Raw genomic sequence first — 17,098 nt, 5'->3', positions numbered from 1 at the left:
CGACCAATCAAGATCACTTGATGCCGGGCGGCGGGCACGTTGTCGGTGGCAGGTGCGAGGATGCCTCCCAGTACTGGCCGACGTGCCCGTGAGCGGTGGGGGAAGTCTGCGGTGGGGACCGCGCAGTCTCGTCCTCGTCGTCGCGGGTGCCCGCGCGGAAGGGACCGCTGACGGCGATGCAGATCCGGCTGACCGTCGTAGACCCGCTGGGACCGACCTCCGAGCCGCGAGGACGCGCCACGGCCTGCGACGTGCTGGTCACGGCGCCCGCGGGGACGGCGCTGGCCGCCGTGACCGCGGGCCTCGCGTCCGCCGTCGGCGAGGGCGGCGCGGAGCGGCTGGAGCGCAGCCGGGAGGCGGGCGGCGGGCAGATCGTGCTCTACGCCGGTGCCGAGCGCCTCGACGCCCAGCGCTGCACCCTCGGCGAGCCGCCCCTCATCGACGGCGCCGTGCTCTCCCTGGGCGGCCCCGCCGAAGCGGGCCCCGAGGTCGACGAGGCCGCCGCGCAGCTCCATGTCGTGGCCGGCCCCGACGCGGGCGGCGTCCATCTGCTGCACGGCGGCAAGATCCATGTCGGCCGTTCCGCCGACGCCGACGTCCCGCTCGACGACCCGGACGTCTCCCGGCTGCACTGCGCGGTCACGCTCGCCTCCGACGGCCGGGTCTCCGTCGTCGACCTCGGCTCCACCAACGGCACCACGCTCGACGGCGTCCGCGTGGGCGACCGTCCGGTGCGCCTCGCCCCGGGCGCCCTGCTGCGCATCGGCGAGTCCGCGCTCCGCCTGGCCTCCTCGTCGGGCGCGCGGGGGATCTCGACGGCCCCGGACGGGGAAGGGCACGTGCGGGTGCGCGTCGGGGGCCGGGACGCGGGTTCCCCCGACGGCACGGAGGCGGCGCACGGCTCCGGTCGGGGCCCTGCCGAGCGGCGGACGGTGCCGGGGCAGGGCGGGGTGCCCGGGATCGAACGGACGGCACGGAGCGCGGGGTCCGCCGGCGCGGGCCGGGCCGCGTCCGGTGCCGGCCGGGACCACACGCACGAGGACGACGGCGGGGCGGACACCCCTGACCGGGCCGGTGCCGCCCACGGCGGGCGCGGCGGTGACCACCCCCGCGACACCGAGGACCACCACCGCGGTGCCGTGGACGCCCACCGGCCCGCGGACACGCGCGCGGCGGAGGTCGCGCACGGAAGGGGCGCGTTCCACGACACCGACGGGTCCCCCGGCCCCGGCGAGCCGTCGGCACCCGGGGACGTCGACGGGCCCGCCGGGTCGGGCACGCGCAAGGGCACGCCCCTGCGGGGCACGGACGTGCCGCGCGGGGTGCGCAAACGGGGCGGCTTCGGCGCCTGGGCCCGGCGTCTGGCCGGCGGGCGGGCCCAGGCGGAGGCCGAGTACGACCCGTACGAGTACGACACGGAGGACGACGAGGACGAGCTCGGGGCGATGGCCTCGTGGCTCCCGTCCGGTGGGGAGCGGCTGCCGGAGACCTGGCCGGATCCCGCCGCGCTGCTGCTCACCGCGCTCGGGCCGGGTGCCCGGCTGTGGGAGCGGGGGCCGGACCACCCGGAGGCACTGACGGTGCGGCTGGGGACGGCGGACCGGCCGGCGCCGGACGGACCGGGTCTGCTGCCGGCGGTGCCGGTGACCACCGGGCTGCGCGAGGTCGGGGCGCTGGGGCTGGCCGGGCCGCGTCCCCGGCTGATGGGGCTGGCCCGCGCGGTCGTGGCCCAGCTCGCCGCGCTGCACTCGCCCGACGCCCTGGAACTGGTGCTGATCAGCGCGGACCGCTCCCGCACCGCCGGGGAACGGGCCGCCGACTGGGCGTGGCTCGGCTGGCTCCCCCACCTCCGCCCCGCCCACGGCCAGGACTGCCGCCTCCTGCTCGCCTACGACCGCGAGCAGACGACGGCCCGGCTGGACGAACTGCTGCGCCGGGTGGAGGACCACGCGGCGGACGCGGCGGGACACGCGCCCGGGAGCACTCCGGGCGCCGACGGCGGACGGGCGACGGCCGCCGGGGCGCCCGGCTCGGCCGATCGCGGGACCGGAGGGGACGAGGGCGGTCCCGGGCGGCGGACCGTGCGGCGGCCCTCGTGGGCCCGGGAGGACGGACCGGCGGGCGACGGTTTCCCGGGGCCGTACACGGTGGTGATCGTGGACGGGGACCCCGGAGGCGCCGATGTGCGGGAGGCCGTGGTGCGGCTGGCGCAGGAGGGGCCCCTCGCCGGGATCCATGTCGTGTGCCTCGCCGAGACGGAGTCCGCGTCACCCGCCTCGCCGGTGGCGGAGACGTACGCGGCGGCCTGCGCGACCTCGCCCGCGTTCCGCGCGTGCGGGGCCGTCGCCCTGCTCAGCGGTGACGTGGCCACGGCGCTGCGCCTGCTGCGGGTCGCCTCCGCCGGATACGGCGCGGGGGGCGGCTCCGGGGCACCGGGCGCGGGCGGCTCCGGTCGCCCGGTGGACGGTGCCGCGCCGGGCCGCTCCCGGGAGGGCCGCTCGGGCCGCGACGACGCCGCCCACGGCTCCGCCTCGGCCGACCCCGCCGCGGGGGGCCGTACGCATCCCCACCTCGACCTCACGGGGAGCGCGCGCTCCGGCGCCGACGAACGGACGCGTCCGGGCACCCGGGACCTGGCCTCCCTCGACCCGGGCGAGGCCCCGGGGCTGCTGAACCAGGGCACGGTGGCCACGCTCGACGCGGTGTCGTCGGCGTGGGCGGAGCGGTTCGCGCGGGCGCTGGCGCCGTTGCGGACGGACGGATCGGACGGGACGGCCGGGGACCGGCAGACGCGCGTCTCGGCGCCGCTGCCGCAGTCGGCGCGGCTGCTGGACGAGCTGGGGCTGGCGCGGGCCACACCGGCCTCGCTGATGACCCGGTGGGCGGACGCCGCCGACGACACGACGGCGCTCGGCGGGCGGGCCTGGGCCGTGCTCGGCGCGGGGCCGCGCGGTCCGGTCTCGGTGGATCTGGTGGCCGAGGGGCCGCATCTGCTGATCGAGGGGCCCGCCGGGAGCGGCCGTACGGAGCTGCTGCGGTCGGTGGCCGCGTCCCTCGCCGCCGCCGAGCGGCCCGACCGGCTGGGCATCGCCCTCGTGGACGGACGGGACGGCGCCACCGGTACCGGTGGCGGAGGCGGGCGGACCGGCGAGGGCCTCGGGGTCTGTACGGACCTGCCCCATGTGGGGACGCATCTCACGGCCAACGACCCCGTCCGGATGCGGGAGTTCGCGCAGTCCCTGATCACGGAGCTGAAACGGCGGTACGAACTGCTCGACGGGCTGGGGTTCGTGGAGTGGCACACACGGCGTGAGGTCTCGGGGCGTATCGTCCCGCAGCGCTCGGCGCCGTCGGGAGCGGGCGTGTCGGGGGCGGGCGCGTCAGGGGCCGGGGCTTCGGGGGCCGGGGCCGCCGACCTCGACTCGTCCTCCAGCTCCACCCTGCGGCTGCGTCCGCCGGCGAGCCGCAGGAACACCGACCCGGACGGCAGGGGCGGGGCCACCAGGGATGCGGCCTCGGAGCTGCCCCGGCTCGTGGTCGTCGTCGACGACCTGGACGCCCTGCTGTCACCCGCTCTGGGGTCCACGGGGCGGCCGGCGGCGGGTTCGGTCGTACGGGCCCTGGAGGCGGTGGCCCGGGAGGGTGAGCGTCTCGGGGTGCATCTCGTGGCCGCGACCGGTGTCGGCGGGCGCGCGGGCGAGAGCGAGCTGGGCCGGGCGGCGGGCGGACGCGTGGTCCTGAGCGCGCCGATGCCGGGTCCGGACGAACCCGCGCCCGGCCGGGGGGAGCTGCTGGGCGAGGGGGGCCGGACGACCGTGTTCCAGGCGGGCCGGGTCACGGGCCGCATCCCCCGCACCGCGACCCTCCGCCCGACCGTGGTGCCGCTCGACTGGTCACGCATGGGCGACCCGCCGGCCCGCCGTCCCGTCCGCGAACTGGGCAACGGCCCCACCGACCTGGCCCTCCTGGCCAGCGCCCTGGACCGCGCGGCCCGAGAGGTCTCGGCAGCCCACGTACCGTCCCTCCTCTGACCGTCCCCCGCCCCGACAGGGGGCGCGGGGAACGGCGCGAGCACCCCCAACACACCCGCCACTCACCCACACAGCGCAACATCCCCCGACGAGGGGCCGCAGGCCCCCTCGAGGGGCGCGGGGAACTGCGCGAGCAACCCCCACGAGCGGGGCGCTGCCCACACCCCCAAGGAGGGCCGCAGGCCCGACAGGGGCGCGGGGAACGGCGCGAGCGACCACGACGCACAGGCACCCGACCACGACACCGCGCCGCCCCCTCGTGAAGCGCCCCGCGAAGCACCCCGACACCGCCCTCATGGTCACGACGCGGTCACGATCAAGACGCTGACGCGGCAGCCGCTCTTGCCGCCCCCGACCACGCGGCGTAGACCAGAGCGCACGGGACAGCGCTCTACGTTCGACGACGCACGGAGAACGGGGTCAGTGATGCGCCACACGCACGGCACGCACCGCACACACCGCTCGAACCGGATTCGCCTCTTAGGCCATGGGGTTCGCACCAGCAAGCCCGCATCCGCCGGCGGGCCCACCCGGCCCCCCACGGCCAGAGCCCTCGCGGCCCTCGCCGCAGGTGTCCTCGCCCTCTCGCTCACCGCGTGCGGGGGTGACGACGACGGCGGCGACAAGGGGGACAACGGCAGCGAGGGCGGCAACGAGGCCACCGTGCGCCTGCCCAAGCTGGACGGCCAGAAGCTGGAGGTCGCGGCGGTCTTCACGGGCCCGGAGCTGGACAACTTCCAGAAGGTGCTGGACGAGTTCGAGAAACGCACCGGTGCCTCGGTGACCTTCGTACCGACCGGCAACAACACCTCCACGTTCCTCGGGACCAAGATCGAGGGCGGCAAGCCGCCGGACGTGGCGTTCCTGCCCCAGGTCGGCGTGCTGCACCAGTTCGCCGAGAAGGGCTGGGTGAAGCCGCTCGGCAGCGAGGCCCAGGCGCAGCTGGACAAGAACTTCTCGGACGGCTGGAAGGACCTCGGCGCCTACGAGGGCAAGCAGTACGGCGTCTACGCGAAGGCCGCCAACAAGTCCCTCGTCTGGTACAACACCGCGGCCTTCGAGGCGGCCGGCATCACCGAGGAACCCAAGACCTGGGAGGAGTTCCTGCAGACCGCGCAGACCCTCTCCGACGCCGGCTCCCCCGCCGTGTCCATCGGCGGCGCCGACGGCTGGACCCTCACCGACTGGTTCGAGAACGTCTACCTCTCGCAGGCGGGCCCGGAGAAGTACGACCAGCTCGCCAAGCACGAGATCAAGTGGACCGACCCCTCCGTCAAGGACGCCCTCACCACGCTCGCCCAGCTGTGGGGCAAGGACGACCTGATCGCGGGCGGGGCGTCCGGCGCGCTGCAGACGGAGTACCCGAAGTCGATCACCCAGACGTTCGGCGGGGACACTCCGGCGGGCATGGTGTTCGAGGGCGACTTCGTGGCCGTCACGATCAACGGCGACACGGACGCGAAGATCGGCACGGACGCCAAGGTCTTCCCGTTCCCGGCGGTCGGCGACGACTCCCCCGTGGTCACCGGCGGTGACGCGGCCGTGGCCCTGAAGGACGGCAAGGGCGCGCAGGCGCTGCTCACCTTCCTCGCCTCGACCGACGCGGCGGAGATCTGGGCGGCCCAGGGCGGCTTCCTCTCCCCCAACAAGGAGATGGACGAGGCCAGTTACAAGGACGACGCCACCCGGAAGATCGCCAAGGCACTGCTCGCGGCGGGCGACGACTTCCGCTTCGACATGTCCGACCAGGCCCCGGCGGCGTTCGGCGGCACCCAGGGCGTCGGTGAGTGGAAGGACCTCCAGGACTTCCTGAAGGACCCCGACGACGTGGCCGGGGCCCAGAAGCAGCTGGAGGCCGACGCGGCGAAGGCCTACGGGAACGGCTGACGACGACCTCATGCCGTCTGCCGTGACGAAGACGGCGGGGGGTGCCGGCGCGCTGCCGACGCCCCCCGCCGCATCGCGCAAGAGCGTGACGGGCACCCGGCTGTGGGTGGCGGTGCTGTTCCTGCTGCCCGCGCTGGTGCTGCTCGGCGCGCTCGTGGTCTACCCCATCGGGTACTCGGTCTGGCGGAGCCTGTTCGACGCGGACGGCTCGGGCTTCGTCGGCCTCGACAACTACGCGGAGATCTTCTCCGACGACTCCACCCTCGTCGCCGTACGCAACACCGCGATCTGGGTCGCGGTGGCCCCCGCACTGGTCACCGCGCTCGGACTGATCTTCGCGGTGCTGACCGAACGCATCCGCTGGGGAACGGCGTTCAAGCTGGTCGTCTTCATGCCGATGGCGATCTCGATGCTCGCCGCGGGCATCATCTTCCGGCTGGTGTACGAGCAGGACCCGGACCAGGGTGTCGCCAACGCGGTCGTGACGTCCGTGCACGACGTCTTCGTCGACGAGTCCGTGTACCCGAAGGCCCGGCCGAACGCCCAGGTGAGCGATCTGCGGGCGTCCGGCGGCGGGTCGTTCACCACGGAGGGCACCGTGCGGGCGGGTACCCCGGCGCTCCTCCCGCTCGTCGGTATCGCGCCCAACCGGCTGCCCGGCGACGCCCAGGACGCCGAGAACGCCGGGACCGGGAAGGACGACGGCGTCACCGGCACCGTCTGGCTGGACTTCCGGCTCGGCGGTGGCGGCGAGAAGGGTGCCGTCGACCCGGGCGAGAAGGCGCTGAAGGGCGTGAAGGTCGAGGCGGTGAAGGGGGGCGAGGTCGTCGCCACCGCGACCAGCGGCTCCGACGGCACCTTCCGCCTGCCGGAGTCCGCCGACGGGTCCCGGCTCCGGCTGCCCGGCTCGAACTTCGCGGCGCCCTACAACGGCATCGACTGGCTGGGCCCGACGCTCGTCACCCCGGCCGTCATCGGGTCGTACGTCTGGATGTGGGCCGGCTTCGCCATGGTGCTGATCGCGGCGGGCCTCGCCGGGGTCGACCGCAATCTGCTCGAAGCGGCCCGGGTGGACGGGGCGAACGAGTGGCAGGTGTTCCGCAAGGTCACCGTGCCGCTGCTCGCGCCGGTCCTGGTCGTCGTCCTCGTGACGCTGATGATCAACGTGATGAAGGTGTTCGACCTCGTCTACATCATCGCCCCCCAGCCCACCCAGGACGAGGCCAACGTCCTCGCCCTGCAGCTGTATCTGGTGTCGTACGGCGGCGGGGGCGACTTCGGTCTCGGCAGCGCGATCGGTGTGGTCCTGCTGCTGCTCGTACTGCCGGTGATGTGGGTCAACATCCGGCGCCTCAGGAAGGAGCGCCAGCGGTGACGACTGTCGAGGAACGCCCCGGAGCCGCCGGAACCGCCGCACCGGCAGGGACCGCGGGCAGGCGCTCCGTCGCCGCCCGGCTCGCGAGCGGCGCGGCGGGCGGCGCACTGCGTGCGTTCCTGCTGCTGGTGGCGCTGTTCTGGCTGGTGCCGACCTTCGGACTGCTGGTCTCGTCGTTCCGCGACCCGACCGACATCTCCGCCTCCGGCTGGTGGACGGTCTTCTCCGCCCCGGCCCAGCTCACCACCGAGAGCTACCGGTCGCTGCTGGAGAACGACGGCATCACGGACGCCCTGTTCAACACGGTCTGGATCACGGTCCCGGCGACGCTGCTGGTCGTGCTGATCGGCGCGATGGCCGGATACGCCTTCGCCTGGCTGGACTTCAAGGGCCGTGACTGGTGGTTCATGGCCGTGGTGGGGCTGCTCGTGGTGCCCGTGCAGGTGGCGCTGATCCCGCTGTCCGGTCTCTTCCGGGACCTCGGGATCTTCGGCGACATCATCGGAGTCGTCCTCTTCCACGTCGGCTTCGGACTGCCGTTCGCGATCTTCCTGTTGCGGAACTTCTTCGCGGAGATCCCTCGTGAGCTGCTGGAGGCGGCGCGGCTGGACGGGGCGGGCGAGGTGCGGCTGTTCGTGACGGTCGTCCTGCCGCTGGCCGCACCGGCGTTGGCGTCCCTGGGGATCTTCCAGTTCCTGTGGGTGTGGAACGACATGCTGGTCGCGCTGGTGTTCTCCAGCTCCGACTCCCAGCCGCTGACGGTCGCGCTCCAGCAGCAGGTACGGCAGTTCGGCAGCAACATCGAGGTGCTGGCGCCGGGTGCGTTCATCTCGATGGTGATCCCGCTGGCCGTGTTCTTCGCGTTCCAGCGGCAGTTCGTGTCGGGGGTGATGGCGGGGGCCGTGAAGTAGGCGCGGGAACAAGGGAGTTCGGCGGCAGCGGAGGTGGTTGCGGGGCGGGCGCGGGGGTGCGGTCGAGGCAGGGGATGCGGGGCCGGTCGCGCAACTCACCACGGTCCGCACCCGGTACACACCCGCGCGCCCCCAACTCCCCCTGAAATCCCCCGTATGGAACACGCGCCGTAACCAAATCATCCCATCGGCCGTTTCCGGGCAGTATGCCCGCGCCGACCCATGGATGTCCCCCTTGCCCAGGTTCAGTGTCATCGTTCCCGCGTACAAGGTTCAGGCGTACCTGCAGGAATGCCTGGATTCCGTGCTCTCCCAGTCCTTCACCGACCTCGAACTGATCGTCGTCGACGACGCCTCCCCCGACAACTGCGGCGCCATCGCCGACGAGGCCGCGGCCCGCGACCCCCGGGTGCGGAGCACCGTGCGCCTGCGGGAGAACGCCGGTCCGGGTGCCGCCCGCAACAAGGGGATGGAGTACGCGAGGGGTGACTACCTCCTCTTCCTCGACGGCGACGACACGTTCACACCGGGCGCGCTCCAGGCGATCGCCGACCGCGTCAAGGAGACCGGGGAACCGGACGTCCTCGTCCACGACTTCGCCCGCGTCTCCTGGTCGGGCGAGTCCGTCCGCGACGCAGGCGCCCCCCGGCTCACCGAGCGGGGCCCCGCCCCCTTCCGCCTCGACGACCGGCCGGGCCTGCTGCACGTCCGCCCGGTGGTGTGGAACAAGGCGTACAAGCGGGAGTTCGTCGAGGACCACGACTTCCGTCTGCCGCCCGGCGTGTACGAGGACACGGCCTGGACGTACCCCGTGCTGATGGCCGCAGAGTCCGTCGCCACCCTCGACCGGGTCTGCGTCCACCACCGCCGGCGCCGCCACGGCAGCCTGCTCGGGGCGGTCACCCGCGCCCACTTCGACGTGTTCGCCCAGTACGACCGGGTGTTCGCGTACCTCGACGAGCGGCCGGAGCTGGCGCAGTGGCGTCCGGTGCTGTTCCGGCTCATGACCGACCACCTCACCTCCGTGCTGTCCGCGCGCCACCGGCTGCCGCGCGAGGCTCGCGCCGAGTTCGTACGCACGGTCCGCGCGCACTGCGCCCGCTACCGCACGCCGGGCGCCCCCGTCCGCGCCCGCGCCCGGCTCCGGCGCGCGCTCCTGCTGCTCGGCGGTCAGCGCCTCCACCGCGCCCTGCGGGCCGGGGCACGGCTGGTCCGGGGCGCCGGACGCCTCCTGCGGGGCCTCGCCGGGCTGTTCCGTACGGCCGGGCTGCGTCTGCACTACCGCCTTCAGCGCCTGCTGCCGCTGCGCGCCGACCGGGCGGTGTTCGCCGCGTACGACGGCCGCGGCTACGAGTGCGGCCCGGCCGCGCTGGAGAACGCCTTCCGTACGTACGTCCCCCACATGCGCACCTCCTGGGCCGCACGCCCGGAGCACCACCACACGCTGCCGGTGGCGGCCCGGCGGGTGCTCCCCGGCTCGATGGCGTACTGGACGGCGCTGGCGCGCTCCACGTACCTGGTGAGCAACGTGGACTTCGACCGGCGCCTGGTCAAGCGCCGCGGCCAGGTCCTGCTGCAGACCCGGCACGGCACTCCGCTCAAGCACATGGGGCTCGACCTCCAGGACCGGCCGGCGGCGGCGCGCGGCACGGACTTCGGCGCCGCGCTGCGCGACAGCGACCGCTGGGACTACGTGCTGTCCGGCAACCGCCACTCCACCCTCGTCTGGGAGCGGGTCCACCCGTCCCCGTACACGACCCTCGAATACGGCTCGCCCCGCAACGACGTGTTCCTGCGGGCGAACTCGACGGACGTGGCCCGGGTGCGCGAGCAGCTCGGCATCCCCGAGGGCGCGGTCGCCGTCCTCTACGCCCCCACCCACCGCGACTACCGCCACTCGCAGCGCACCCATCTGGACCTGGAGCGGGTGCTGCGCAAGCTGGGGCCGCGGTTCGTGGTCCTCGCCCGGGCCCACCACGGGTACGGCTCGCCGCTGACGGACCTGGCGCACGGCCGGCTGCTGGACGTCACCGGGTACCCGAGCGTGGAGAACCTGTGCCTCGCCTCGGACGCGCTGGTCACCGACTACTCCTCCCTGATGTTCGACTACGCCAACCTCGACCGGCCGATCGTGATCCACGCGGAGGACTGGGAGGCGTACGAGGCGGCGCGCGGCACCTACTTCGACCTGCGCTCCTTCCCGCCGGGGGCGGTGGCGCGCAGCGAGGACGAGCTGATCGACATCTTCGCCACGGGGCACTGGCGGGGGTCGCGGTCCGCACAGCTGCGGGCGGCGTTCCGGGAGCGCTTCTGTCCGTACGACGACGGGCGGGCGGCCGAGCGGGTGGTGCGGCGGGTGGTGCTCGGGGAGGCCGCGCCGCCGGACTTCGTCCCCCTGGCCGAGCGGCACCCCGTCCCGTCGGCCGCGGCCGCCCGTCCGGCGGCGGACGGGGCGCTCGGCACGTAGACGTGTCCCGCGCCCGCTTTCCAGCGGCGCGGAAACCGCGCGACCAGCCCCCACGCACCCGCACCCGCACCCGCACCCGCACCCGACAGACTCGCCTCGAAAGGACAGAATGCCCCGCTTCAGCATCATCGTCCCCACGCACGGTGTCGAAGGACGGCTGCCGCTCGCCCTGGACTCGGTCCTCACCCAACCGTTCGGCGACTTCGAGCTGATCCCGGTCCACGACGCGCCGGGCTCCCCCGCGGGAGCCGTGGGCAGCGCGTACGCCGGCCGGGACAGCCGGGTGGTCCCCGTCGAGTCGCCGCCCTCGGGCGGGCTGAGCGCCGCGCGCAACGCGGGGATGGCGGCGGCGCACGGCACGTACGTGCTGTTCCTGGACGGGGACGACACGCTCGCGCCGGGCGCGCTGCGGGCGGTCGCGGACCGGCTGGGCGAGGCCGGCGACCCCGACGTCCTGTACTTCGCGCACGAGCGGGCGCACTGGTGGGAGGGCGGGACGACCGTCGTGCGTCCGGCCGGTCCGCTGACCCCGGCGTGGAGCGCGGCCTACCGCCGGGACTTCCTCGCCGGGCGCCAGCTCCTGTTCCCCATCGGCCACCACACCGGTCTCGGCTGGAGCGGCCTGGTCGCGCTGGCCGCCGGCCGTACGGCCGAGCTGCGGGAGACGGTGTGCGTACGCCATCTGCTGCGCCGGCAGGGCAGTCGGCTGCACACGCCGGGCGTGCACCAGCTCGAACTGCTCGACCAGGTGGAGCTGGTCCTCGCCAGGGCCACGGCCGAACAGGGCGTGCCGGACGCGATGTTCGCTCAGCTGTTCGCGACGGTGCTGCGGAGCGCCGCGCATCCGGAGCGGCTGCCCGTCCACCACCGCCGTGCGTTCTTCCGCCGTGCCACGCACCTCTACCGCTACTACGTCCCGGCCGGTTTCCGGTCGCCCGGCGGCAGCCTCGGCGTCCAGCACCGTCTGCTCGCCTCCGGCTCGTACGCCGGTTTCCGGGCGCTGTGCGCCGCCGACCGGGCGGCCGCCGGAGCGCTGGCCGCGCTTCCCCGCCCCCGCGCGCCTCTGAACCGCGCCGTGTGCGCCGTCCAGCGCCGACTGCCGCCGGACAGGAACCTGGTCGTGTACCGCGCGCACCCGGGCGGCGACATCGGCTGTGACCTCGCGGCCGTCCACGCGAAGGCCCGTGAACTCGCCCCCCGGCTGCGTTCGGTCTTCCTCGTCGGGCCCGACGCGGTGGACACCGTGCCGGAGGGCGCCGCGTACGCCGTGCTCGGCGGTCCGGATCACCGGCGGGCCCTCGCCCGCGCCCGGTACGTCCTGGACGGCTCCGACCTGGAGGGAGCGTGCGGGCAGGCGCAGGCCGGGGCGGACGCGGTCCTCGCCCGCCCCGGCGGTGTCCATGTACGGACGCAGCGGGGCACCCCGGTGGCGACGACGGGCGCGGACCGGGCCCCGTACCCGGTGGCGTCGGCCGCGACCGGCGCTCTCACCGGCCTCGTCGCCCACGTGGACCGCTGGGACTTCGTGCTCTCCGCCAACCGGCACTCCACGGAGACCTGGGAGCGGGCCTTCCCGGGCACGTACGCATCGCTGGAGTACGGCTCCCCGCGCAACGACGTCTACTACACGGCGACGGCCGAGGACGTGACGCGCGCCCGGCGCGTGCTGGGCGTGCCCGAGGACAGGAAAGCCCTCCTCTACGCCCCCGCGCACCGCGGCACCCCCGGCGACCGGGCCGCCGGCACCGGCCCCGCGCTCGATCCGGAGGCGTTCTGCGAGGCGGTCGGCGAGGAGTACGTGGTGCTGCTGCGGACCCGCGACGGCCTGGGCGGAGCCCGTCCCCGCGGAAAGGGCGGCCGGATCATCGACGTCACGGCGCACCGCTCGGTCGCGGACGTCTGTCTCGCCGCCGACGCGCTGATCACCGACCACTCGTCCCTGATGTTCGACTACGCCCACCTCGACCGGCCGATCGTGCTCCACACGGCGGGCTGGGACGTCCTGCGGGAGACCCGGGGTGTCTGCCTCGACCTGCCCGCCGTGCCGCCCGGTCATATGGCGCGCACCGAGAGGGAGTTGGCGTACCTGTTCCGCGACGGGTCGTACGCGGACCTGGAGGCCGACGCCCTGCGGGCCGTCTTCCGGGAGCGGTTCTGCCAGTTCGACGACGGGCGGGCGGCCGAGCGGGTCGTCCGGCGGGTGTTCCTGGGCGAGGAGCCCCGGGCGCTGCCGCCCCTCGTGGCGCTCGCCGAACGGACCCCGGCCCCGGCGCCCGCCGCCGCGACCCTCGTGAGGAGCTGACGGTCATGCCCCGTTTCAGTGTCATCGTCCCCGTGTTCGAGGTGCGGGGCTTTCTGCGCCCGTGCCTCGACTCGGTCCTGGAGCAGTCGTTCCGGGATCTGGAGGTGATCGCCGTGAACGACTGCTCGCCCGACGGCAGCGGCGCGATCCTCGACGCGTACGCCGCCCGCGACCCGCGGGTACGGGTGCTGCACCTGCCCGCGAACGTGGGCCCGGGCCGGGCGCGCAACGCCGGACTGCCGTACGCCACCGGGGACTTCGTGCTCTTCCTCGACGGCGACGACACGCTCACGCCGGGAGCGCTGCGCGCGCTGGCGGACCGCCTGGCCGAGGCCGGGGACCCCGATGTACTGGTCTTCGACCACGTCCGTGCGCACGCGTGGGGCGAGTTGTGGCACGCCGGCCCCGCACCCCTCCTGGCCGGGGCCGGCGCGGGCACCTTCACGGTCGCCGAACACCCGCGGGTCCTCGACCTGCCGACGGTCGTGTGGAACAAGGCGTACCGGCGGGAGTTCGTCGAGACGCACGGTTTCCGGTTCCCGCCGGGCCACCACGAGGACGCGCCGTGGACGTTCCCGGTGCTGTTCGGCGCCGGGCGGATCGCGACGCTGGACCGGATCTGTGTGGCCCACCGGCAGCGGCGGCCCGGCGGCCTCCTGTCCACCGCGAGCCGCGGGCACTTCGACGTGCACGGCCAGTACGAGCGCGTCCTCGGCCTGCCGGACTCCTGCCCCGGGCCGCCGGGATGGCGTGCCCTGGTGCGGAACCGGATGGCGGAGCACTGTCTGTCGGTCCTCGCCGAGCCGGACCGGGTGCCGTCGGGCGACCGGGCCGAGTTCTTCCGGCGGACGGCCGCGCTGTACCGGAAGTACCGGCCGGACGGCGGTCCGCCGGCGCCCGGGCACCGCGTCCTGGAGGGCGGCTGGGCGGCCTACCGCGCCCGGCACCGGGCGACCCGGGTCCGTACCGCGCTCGGCGTACGCGGGGAGCGGTGGCGGGCGGCCGGCGCCGAACTGGTCGGGCGGGGCTGGTCACTGGCCCATGAACGGCTGCCGCTGGACCCGGGTCTGGCGCTGTACTCGGCGGGCGCGCACCGGGGCGTGCTCGGGGACCCGGCGGCCGTGTACCAGGCCGCCCGTGATCTCGCGCCGCACATCCGCGGGGTGTGGGTGGTGCGGCCGGAGCGGGTGGCGGCGCTCCCGCCCGGGGTGGAGTACGTGACGCCGGACTCGGCCGCGTACCGGCGGCTGGCCGCGCGGGCGGCGTACTTCGTCGCCGACACCCCCTGGCCCGGCGCCCTCACCAAGCGGCCGGGCAGTGTGCACGTCCACACCCACCGGGGGACGCCGCTGACGTTCATGGGCGCCGACCTGCTGCACAGGCCGGGCGCCCGGCTCGGGGCGGACGTGCCGGAGCTGCTGCGCCGGGCCGACCGCTGGGACCACAGTCTCGTCGCCAACCGCCACTCCGAGCTGGTGTGGAGCAGGGCGTATCCGTGCCGGTTCACCTCGCTGCGGACCGGCAGCCCGCGCAACGACGTCCTGGTGAACGCCGGGCCGGACGGCGGTGCGCGGATCCGTGCCCGGCTGGGCGTCCCGGCCGGGCACACGGTCGTGCTGTACGCGCCGACCGTCCGCGACCACCGGCGGGGCGGCCACGTCGAACGCCTCGACCTCGCCCGGTTCGCCGCCGATCTGCGGCGCGGCCTGGGCGAGGCCCACACCCTCGTCGTACGGCTGCATCCCTCGCTCGCGGACGGCCCGGCGCGCGGTTTCGGGCTCGCCGAGCTGCACCGGCGGGGTGTCGTCGTGGACGCGACGGACGAGCCGCACGCCGAGGAGGTGATGCTCGCCGCCGACGTCCTCGTCACCGACTACTCGGCCCTGATGTTCGACTACGCCAACCTGGACCGGCCGATCGTCGTGTACGCCGACGACCGGGACGCCGTCGCGGCGAGCCGGGGCGTGTACCTGGACATCACCGCCGACCCGCCCGGCCATGTGGCCTGTTCCTACAGGGAGTTGGCCTGGCTGTTCGACTCCGGGCAGTGGCGGGACGGTGAGTCGGCGCGGCTGCGGGCCGGGTTCCGCGAGCGGTACTGCGAGTTCGACGACGGGCGAGCGGCCGAGCGGGTGGTACGGACGCTGATGCTGGGCGAGCGAACGGTGACGGTGCCCGCGCCGAGGACGGCCGGGACCGCCGGGACCACCGGGCCGGTGGCGAGCACGGGCTTCGTGTTGTCATGAGGGCGCGGGCGTGGGTGCTGCTGCTCGCCGCCGGTTTCGCGCTGCTCCAGTTCGCGAGCGTCACCGGGCGCGCCACCCCCGACACCAAGAACTACGTCGCGTACGCCCTCGCTCTCGGCGGCGCGGGTCCGCGGGAGGCGGCGGCCGGGGCCGTCGACCACTACTGCGGGAGCAGGGCGGCGACGGCCGGGCGGAAGCAGGGGGTGGACGTGGTGCGGTTCCGCGCTCCGAGTGCGGCCGCGCGGGTGGCCGAGGAGTGCCGCCGGAAGCTGTGGCGGAAGGTGGACCGGGGACTGGCGGCCGGGCGGACCGACGGCCCCATCCCCCCGTTCGCCTCGGAGCGGTTCCAGCGGATCTTCGAGGTGCGGCCCGGGTACCCGGTGCTGCTGGCCCCGTTCGTCGCCGTGTTCGGGGTCGTGTGGGGGGTGTGGCTGGCGAGCGTGCTGATCGCGGCGGCCGGGGGCGTCCTGGCCTTCCTCGTCCTGCGCGCCGTCCGCGCCCCCACTCCCGTGGCCCTCACCGGGCAGGCCCTCTTCTACGTGCTCCCGTGCGGTGCGACCGCCATGCGGCCCATGACCGAGGGGGTGCTGCTGGCCCTGACGCTGGCGGCGCTGTGGGGGTGCGCGCTGGCCATGGAGGGGAGAGTGCGCGTGGGGGTGTCACTGGTGGGCGGGGCACTGGCGGCGCTGTTCACGGTGAAGCACTCGCAGGCCCTGTTCCTGGGGGTGTGTCTGGTGGGGGCGTGCGCGGTGGTCGCGGTACGGCGCTCACGAGGTGGTGAGCACGGTGGCGCACGCGGTGGTGAGCACGGTGAGGAACGCGGTGGAGAGCACAGTGAGGAGCGCGCGGGGCGCGGGCCGGTCGAGCCGTGGGTGCGGGCGGTCGCGGCCGTGTCGGCGGGCGCGGCGGTGTGCACGCCGGTGCTAGCCGGACTGCTGCGCTACCCGGCGTCCACCGAGAGTCTGCAGGACCTGCTCACCGACCACTACACGCACCCCGACCGGGCCCGGCTGTGGCCGGAGTTCCTGCGGCTGGAGTCCGCGTTCTGGGTGGAGTGGGTGCGCCGGCAGCTGATCCAGCCGCTGTTCCTGGCCGCGCTGGCGGCGGGCGCGTGGGGCGCGGCGCGGCAGCGGCCCGTGTTCGGGTGGTTCGTGATCGCCGGCGCGTGCACGGGAATCCTGAACCAGGCCGGGCACCCGGACATCACCATCTGGGGCGACCGGCTGATCGTGGTGGCGTGGCTGCTGCCGGTGCTGGGGCTGCCCCTGCTGCTGGAACGCGTCACGGCCCCGCGCGGCTCGCTCGACGTGGTGACGGCGAGCTGAGCCGGTGCCCGCCGGCGCCGATCCTCGCGGGGTCGCGCCGACGGGCCGCGGAGTGCGTGCCGCGGAGTACGTGCCGGACTACTCGACGACCAGCTCGACCGGGATGTTGTTGCGGGTGGCGTTGGAGTAGGGGCAGACCTGGTGGGCCTGCTCGACGAGCTTGCGGCCGGTGGCCTCGTCGACGGAGTCGGGGAGTTCGACGCGGAGGGTGACCTTGAGGGCGAAGCCCTCGCCCTGCTTGCCTATGCCGACCTCGGCGGTCACGGCGGCGTCGCTGACGTCCACCTTCGCGGCGCGGCCGACGAGGCCGAGGGCGCTGGCGAAACAGGCGGAGTAGCCGGCGGCGAAGAGCTGCTCGGGGTTGGTGCCCTGGCCGTTGCCGCCCAGCTCCACCGGGAGGGCCAGGTCGAGGTCGAGCTTGCCGTCGTTGCTGACGGCGCGACCGTCACGGCCGTGGGTGGCGGTGGCGACAGCGGTGTAGAGCGCGTCCATGGGAGAACCATCCCTTTCACAGGTCATCTCACGTCCGGCGGTCCGGTCCGACCGCCGTTCAC

General features: G+C 74.7%; 9 protein-coding genes. 8 read left to right on the top strand and 1 reads right to left on the bottom strand.

Annotated elements, in window-relative coordinates:
- Positions 1 to 176 precede the first annotated feature (176 nt).
- The 8 genes from SCAB_RS26560 (at position 177) to SCAB_RS26525 (ending at position 16,544) form a co-directional block, all read left to right on the top strand.
- Entirely contained in the window at positions 177 to 4,031 is a 3,855-nt protein-coding gene (locus SCAB_RS26560) for an FHA domain-containing protein (RefSeq protein WP_013003168.1), read from the top strand.
- A 426-nt stretch (positions 4,032 to 4,457) separates the two neighbouring features.
- Positions 4,458 to 5,918 carry an ABC transporter substrate-binding protein gene (locus SCAB_RS26555; protein WP_078580194.1) on the top strand — a complete coding sequence of 487 codons (1,461 nt, stop codon included), beginning with the start codon at positions 4,458 to 4,460 and terminating at the stop codon, positions 5,916 to 5,918.
- Between the two features lie 10 nt (positions 5,919 to 5,928).
- Positions 5,929 to 7,293 carry a carbohydrate ABC transporter permease gene (locus tag SCAB_RS26550; protein ID WP_231885131.1) on the top strand — a complete coding sequence of 455 codons (1,365 nt, stop codon included), beginning with the start codon at positions 5,929 to 5,931 and terminating at the stop codon, positions 7,291 to 7,293.
- Positions 7,290 to 8,204, top strand: a complete 915-nt coding sequence (locus tag SCAB_RS26545; RefSeq protein WP_013003165.1) for a carbohydrate ABC transporter permease — start codon at positions 7,290 to 7,292, stop codon at positions 8,202 to 8,204. The genes SCAB_RS26550 and SCAB_RS26545 overlap by 4 nt, the downstream gene beginning before the upstream one ends.
- Before the next feature lie 226 nt (positions 8,205 to 8,430).
- Positions 8,431 to 10,671 carry a bifunctional glycosyltransferase/CDP-glycerol:glycerophosphate glycerophosphotransferase gene (locus tag SCAB_RS26540; RefSeq protein WP_037729454.1) on the top strand — a complete coding sequence of 747 codons (2,241 nt, stop codon included), beginning with the start codon at positions 8,431 to 8,433 and terminating at the stop codon, positions 10,669 to 10,671.
- A gap of 109 nt (positions 10,672 to 10,780) precedes the next feature.
- A complete protein-coding gene (locus SCAB_RS26535; RefSeq protein ID WP_013003163.1) occupies positions 10,781 to 12,973 on the top strand; it encodes a bifunctional glycosyltransferase/CDP-glycerol:glycerophosphate glycerophosphotransferase in 2,193 nt (730 codons plus the stop codon).
- Positions 12,974 to 12,978: 5 nt separating this feature from the next.
- Entirely contained in the window at positions 12,979 to 15,219 is a 2,241-nt protein-coding gene (locus SCAB_RS26530) for a bifunctional glycosyltransferase/CDP-glycerol:glycerophosphate glycerophosphotransferase (RefSeq protein ID WP_013003162.1), read from the top strand.
- A complete protein-coding gene (locus tag SCAB_RS26525) occupies positions 15,216 to 16,544 on the top strand; it encodes a hypothetical protein (protein WP_013003161.1) in 1,329 nt (442 codons plus the stop codon). Before SCAB_RS26530 ends, SCAB_RS26525 begins: the two co-directional genes overlap by 4 nt.
- A 78-nt stretch (positions 16,545 to 16,622) precedes the next feature.
- Here SCAB_RS26525 and SCAB_RS26520 read toward each other — a convergent pair whose 3' ends face one another.
- Positions 16,623 to 17,036: an organic hydroperoxide resistance protein gene (locus SCAB_RS26520; protein WP_005486852.1), complete on the bottom strand. Its 414-nt coding sequence runs from the start codon at positions 17,034 to 17,036 to the stop codon at positions 16,623 to 16,625.
- Positions 17,037 to 17,098: the final 62 nt, after the last annotated feature.

Origin of the sequence: Streptomyces scabiei 87.22 (genome assembly GCF_000091305.1) — a bacterium.
Classification (GTDB): Bacteria; Actinomycetota; Actinomycetes; order Streptomycetales; family Streptomycetaceae; genus Streptomyces; species Streptomyces scabiei.
This window is presented reverse-complemented; position numbering and strand designations above follow the sequence as displayed.

Coding starts and splice junctions, on each gene's coding strand:
- SCAB_RS26560 (WP_013003168.1), top strand. CDS start 177: ATGCAGATCCGGCTGACCGTCGTAGACCCGCTGGGACCGACCTCCGAG.
- SCAB_RS26555 (WP_078580194.1), top strand. CDS start 4,458: ATGCGCCACACGCACGGCACGCACCGCACACACCGCTCGAACCGGATT.
- SCAB_RS26550 (WP_231885131.1), top strand. CDS start 5,929: ATGCCGTCTGCCGTGACGAAGACGGCGGGGGGTGCCGGCGCGCTGCCG.
- SCAB_RS26540 (WP_037729454.1), top strand. CDS start 8,431: ATGTCCCCCTTGCCCAGGTTCAGTGTCATCGTTCCCGCGTACAAGGTT.
- SCAB_RS26535 (WP_013003163.1), top strand. CDS start 10,781: ATGCCCCGCTTCAGCATCATCGTCCCCACGCACGGTGTCGAAGGACGG.
- SCAB_RS26530 (WP_013003162.1), top strand. CDS start 12,979: ATGCCCCGTTTCAGTGTCATCGTCCCCGTGTTCGAGGTGCGGGGCTTT.
- SCAB_RS26525 (WP_013003161.1), top strand. CDS start 15,216: ATGAGGGCGCGGGCGTGGGTGCTGCTGCTCGCCGCCGGTTTCGCGCTG.
- SCAB_RS26520 (WP_005486852.1), bottom strand. CDS start 17,036: ATGGACGCGCTCTACACCGCTGTCGCCACCGCCACCCACGGCCGTGAC.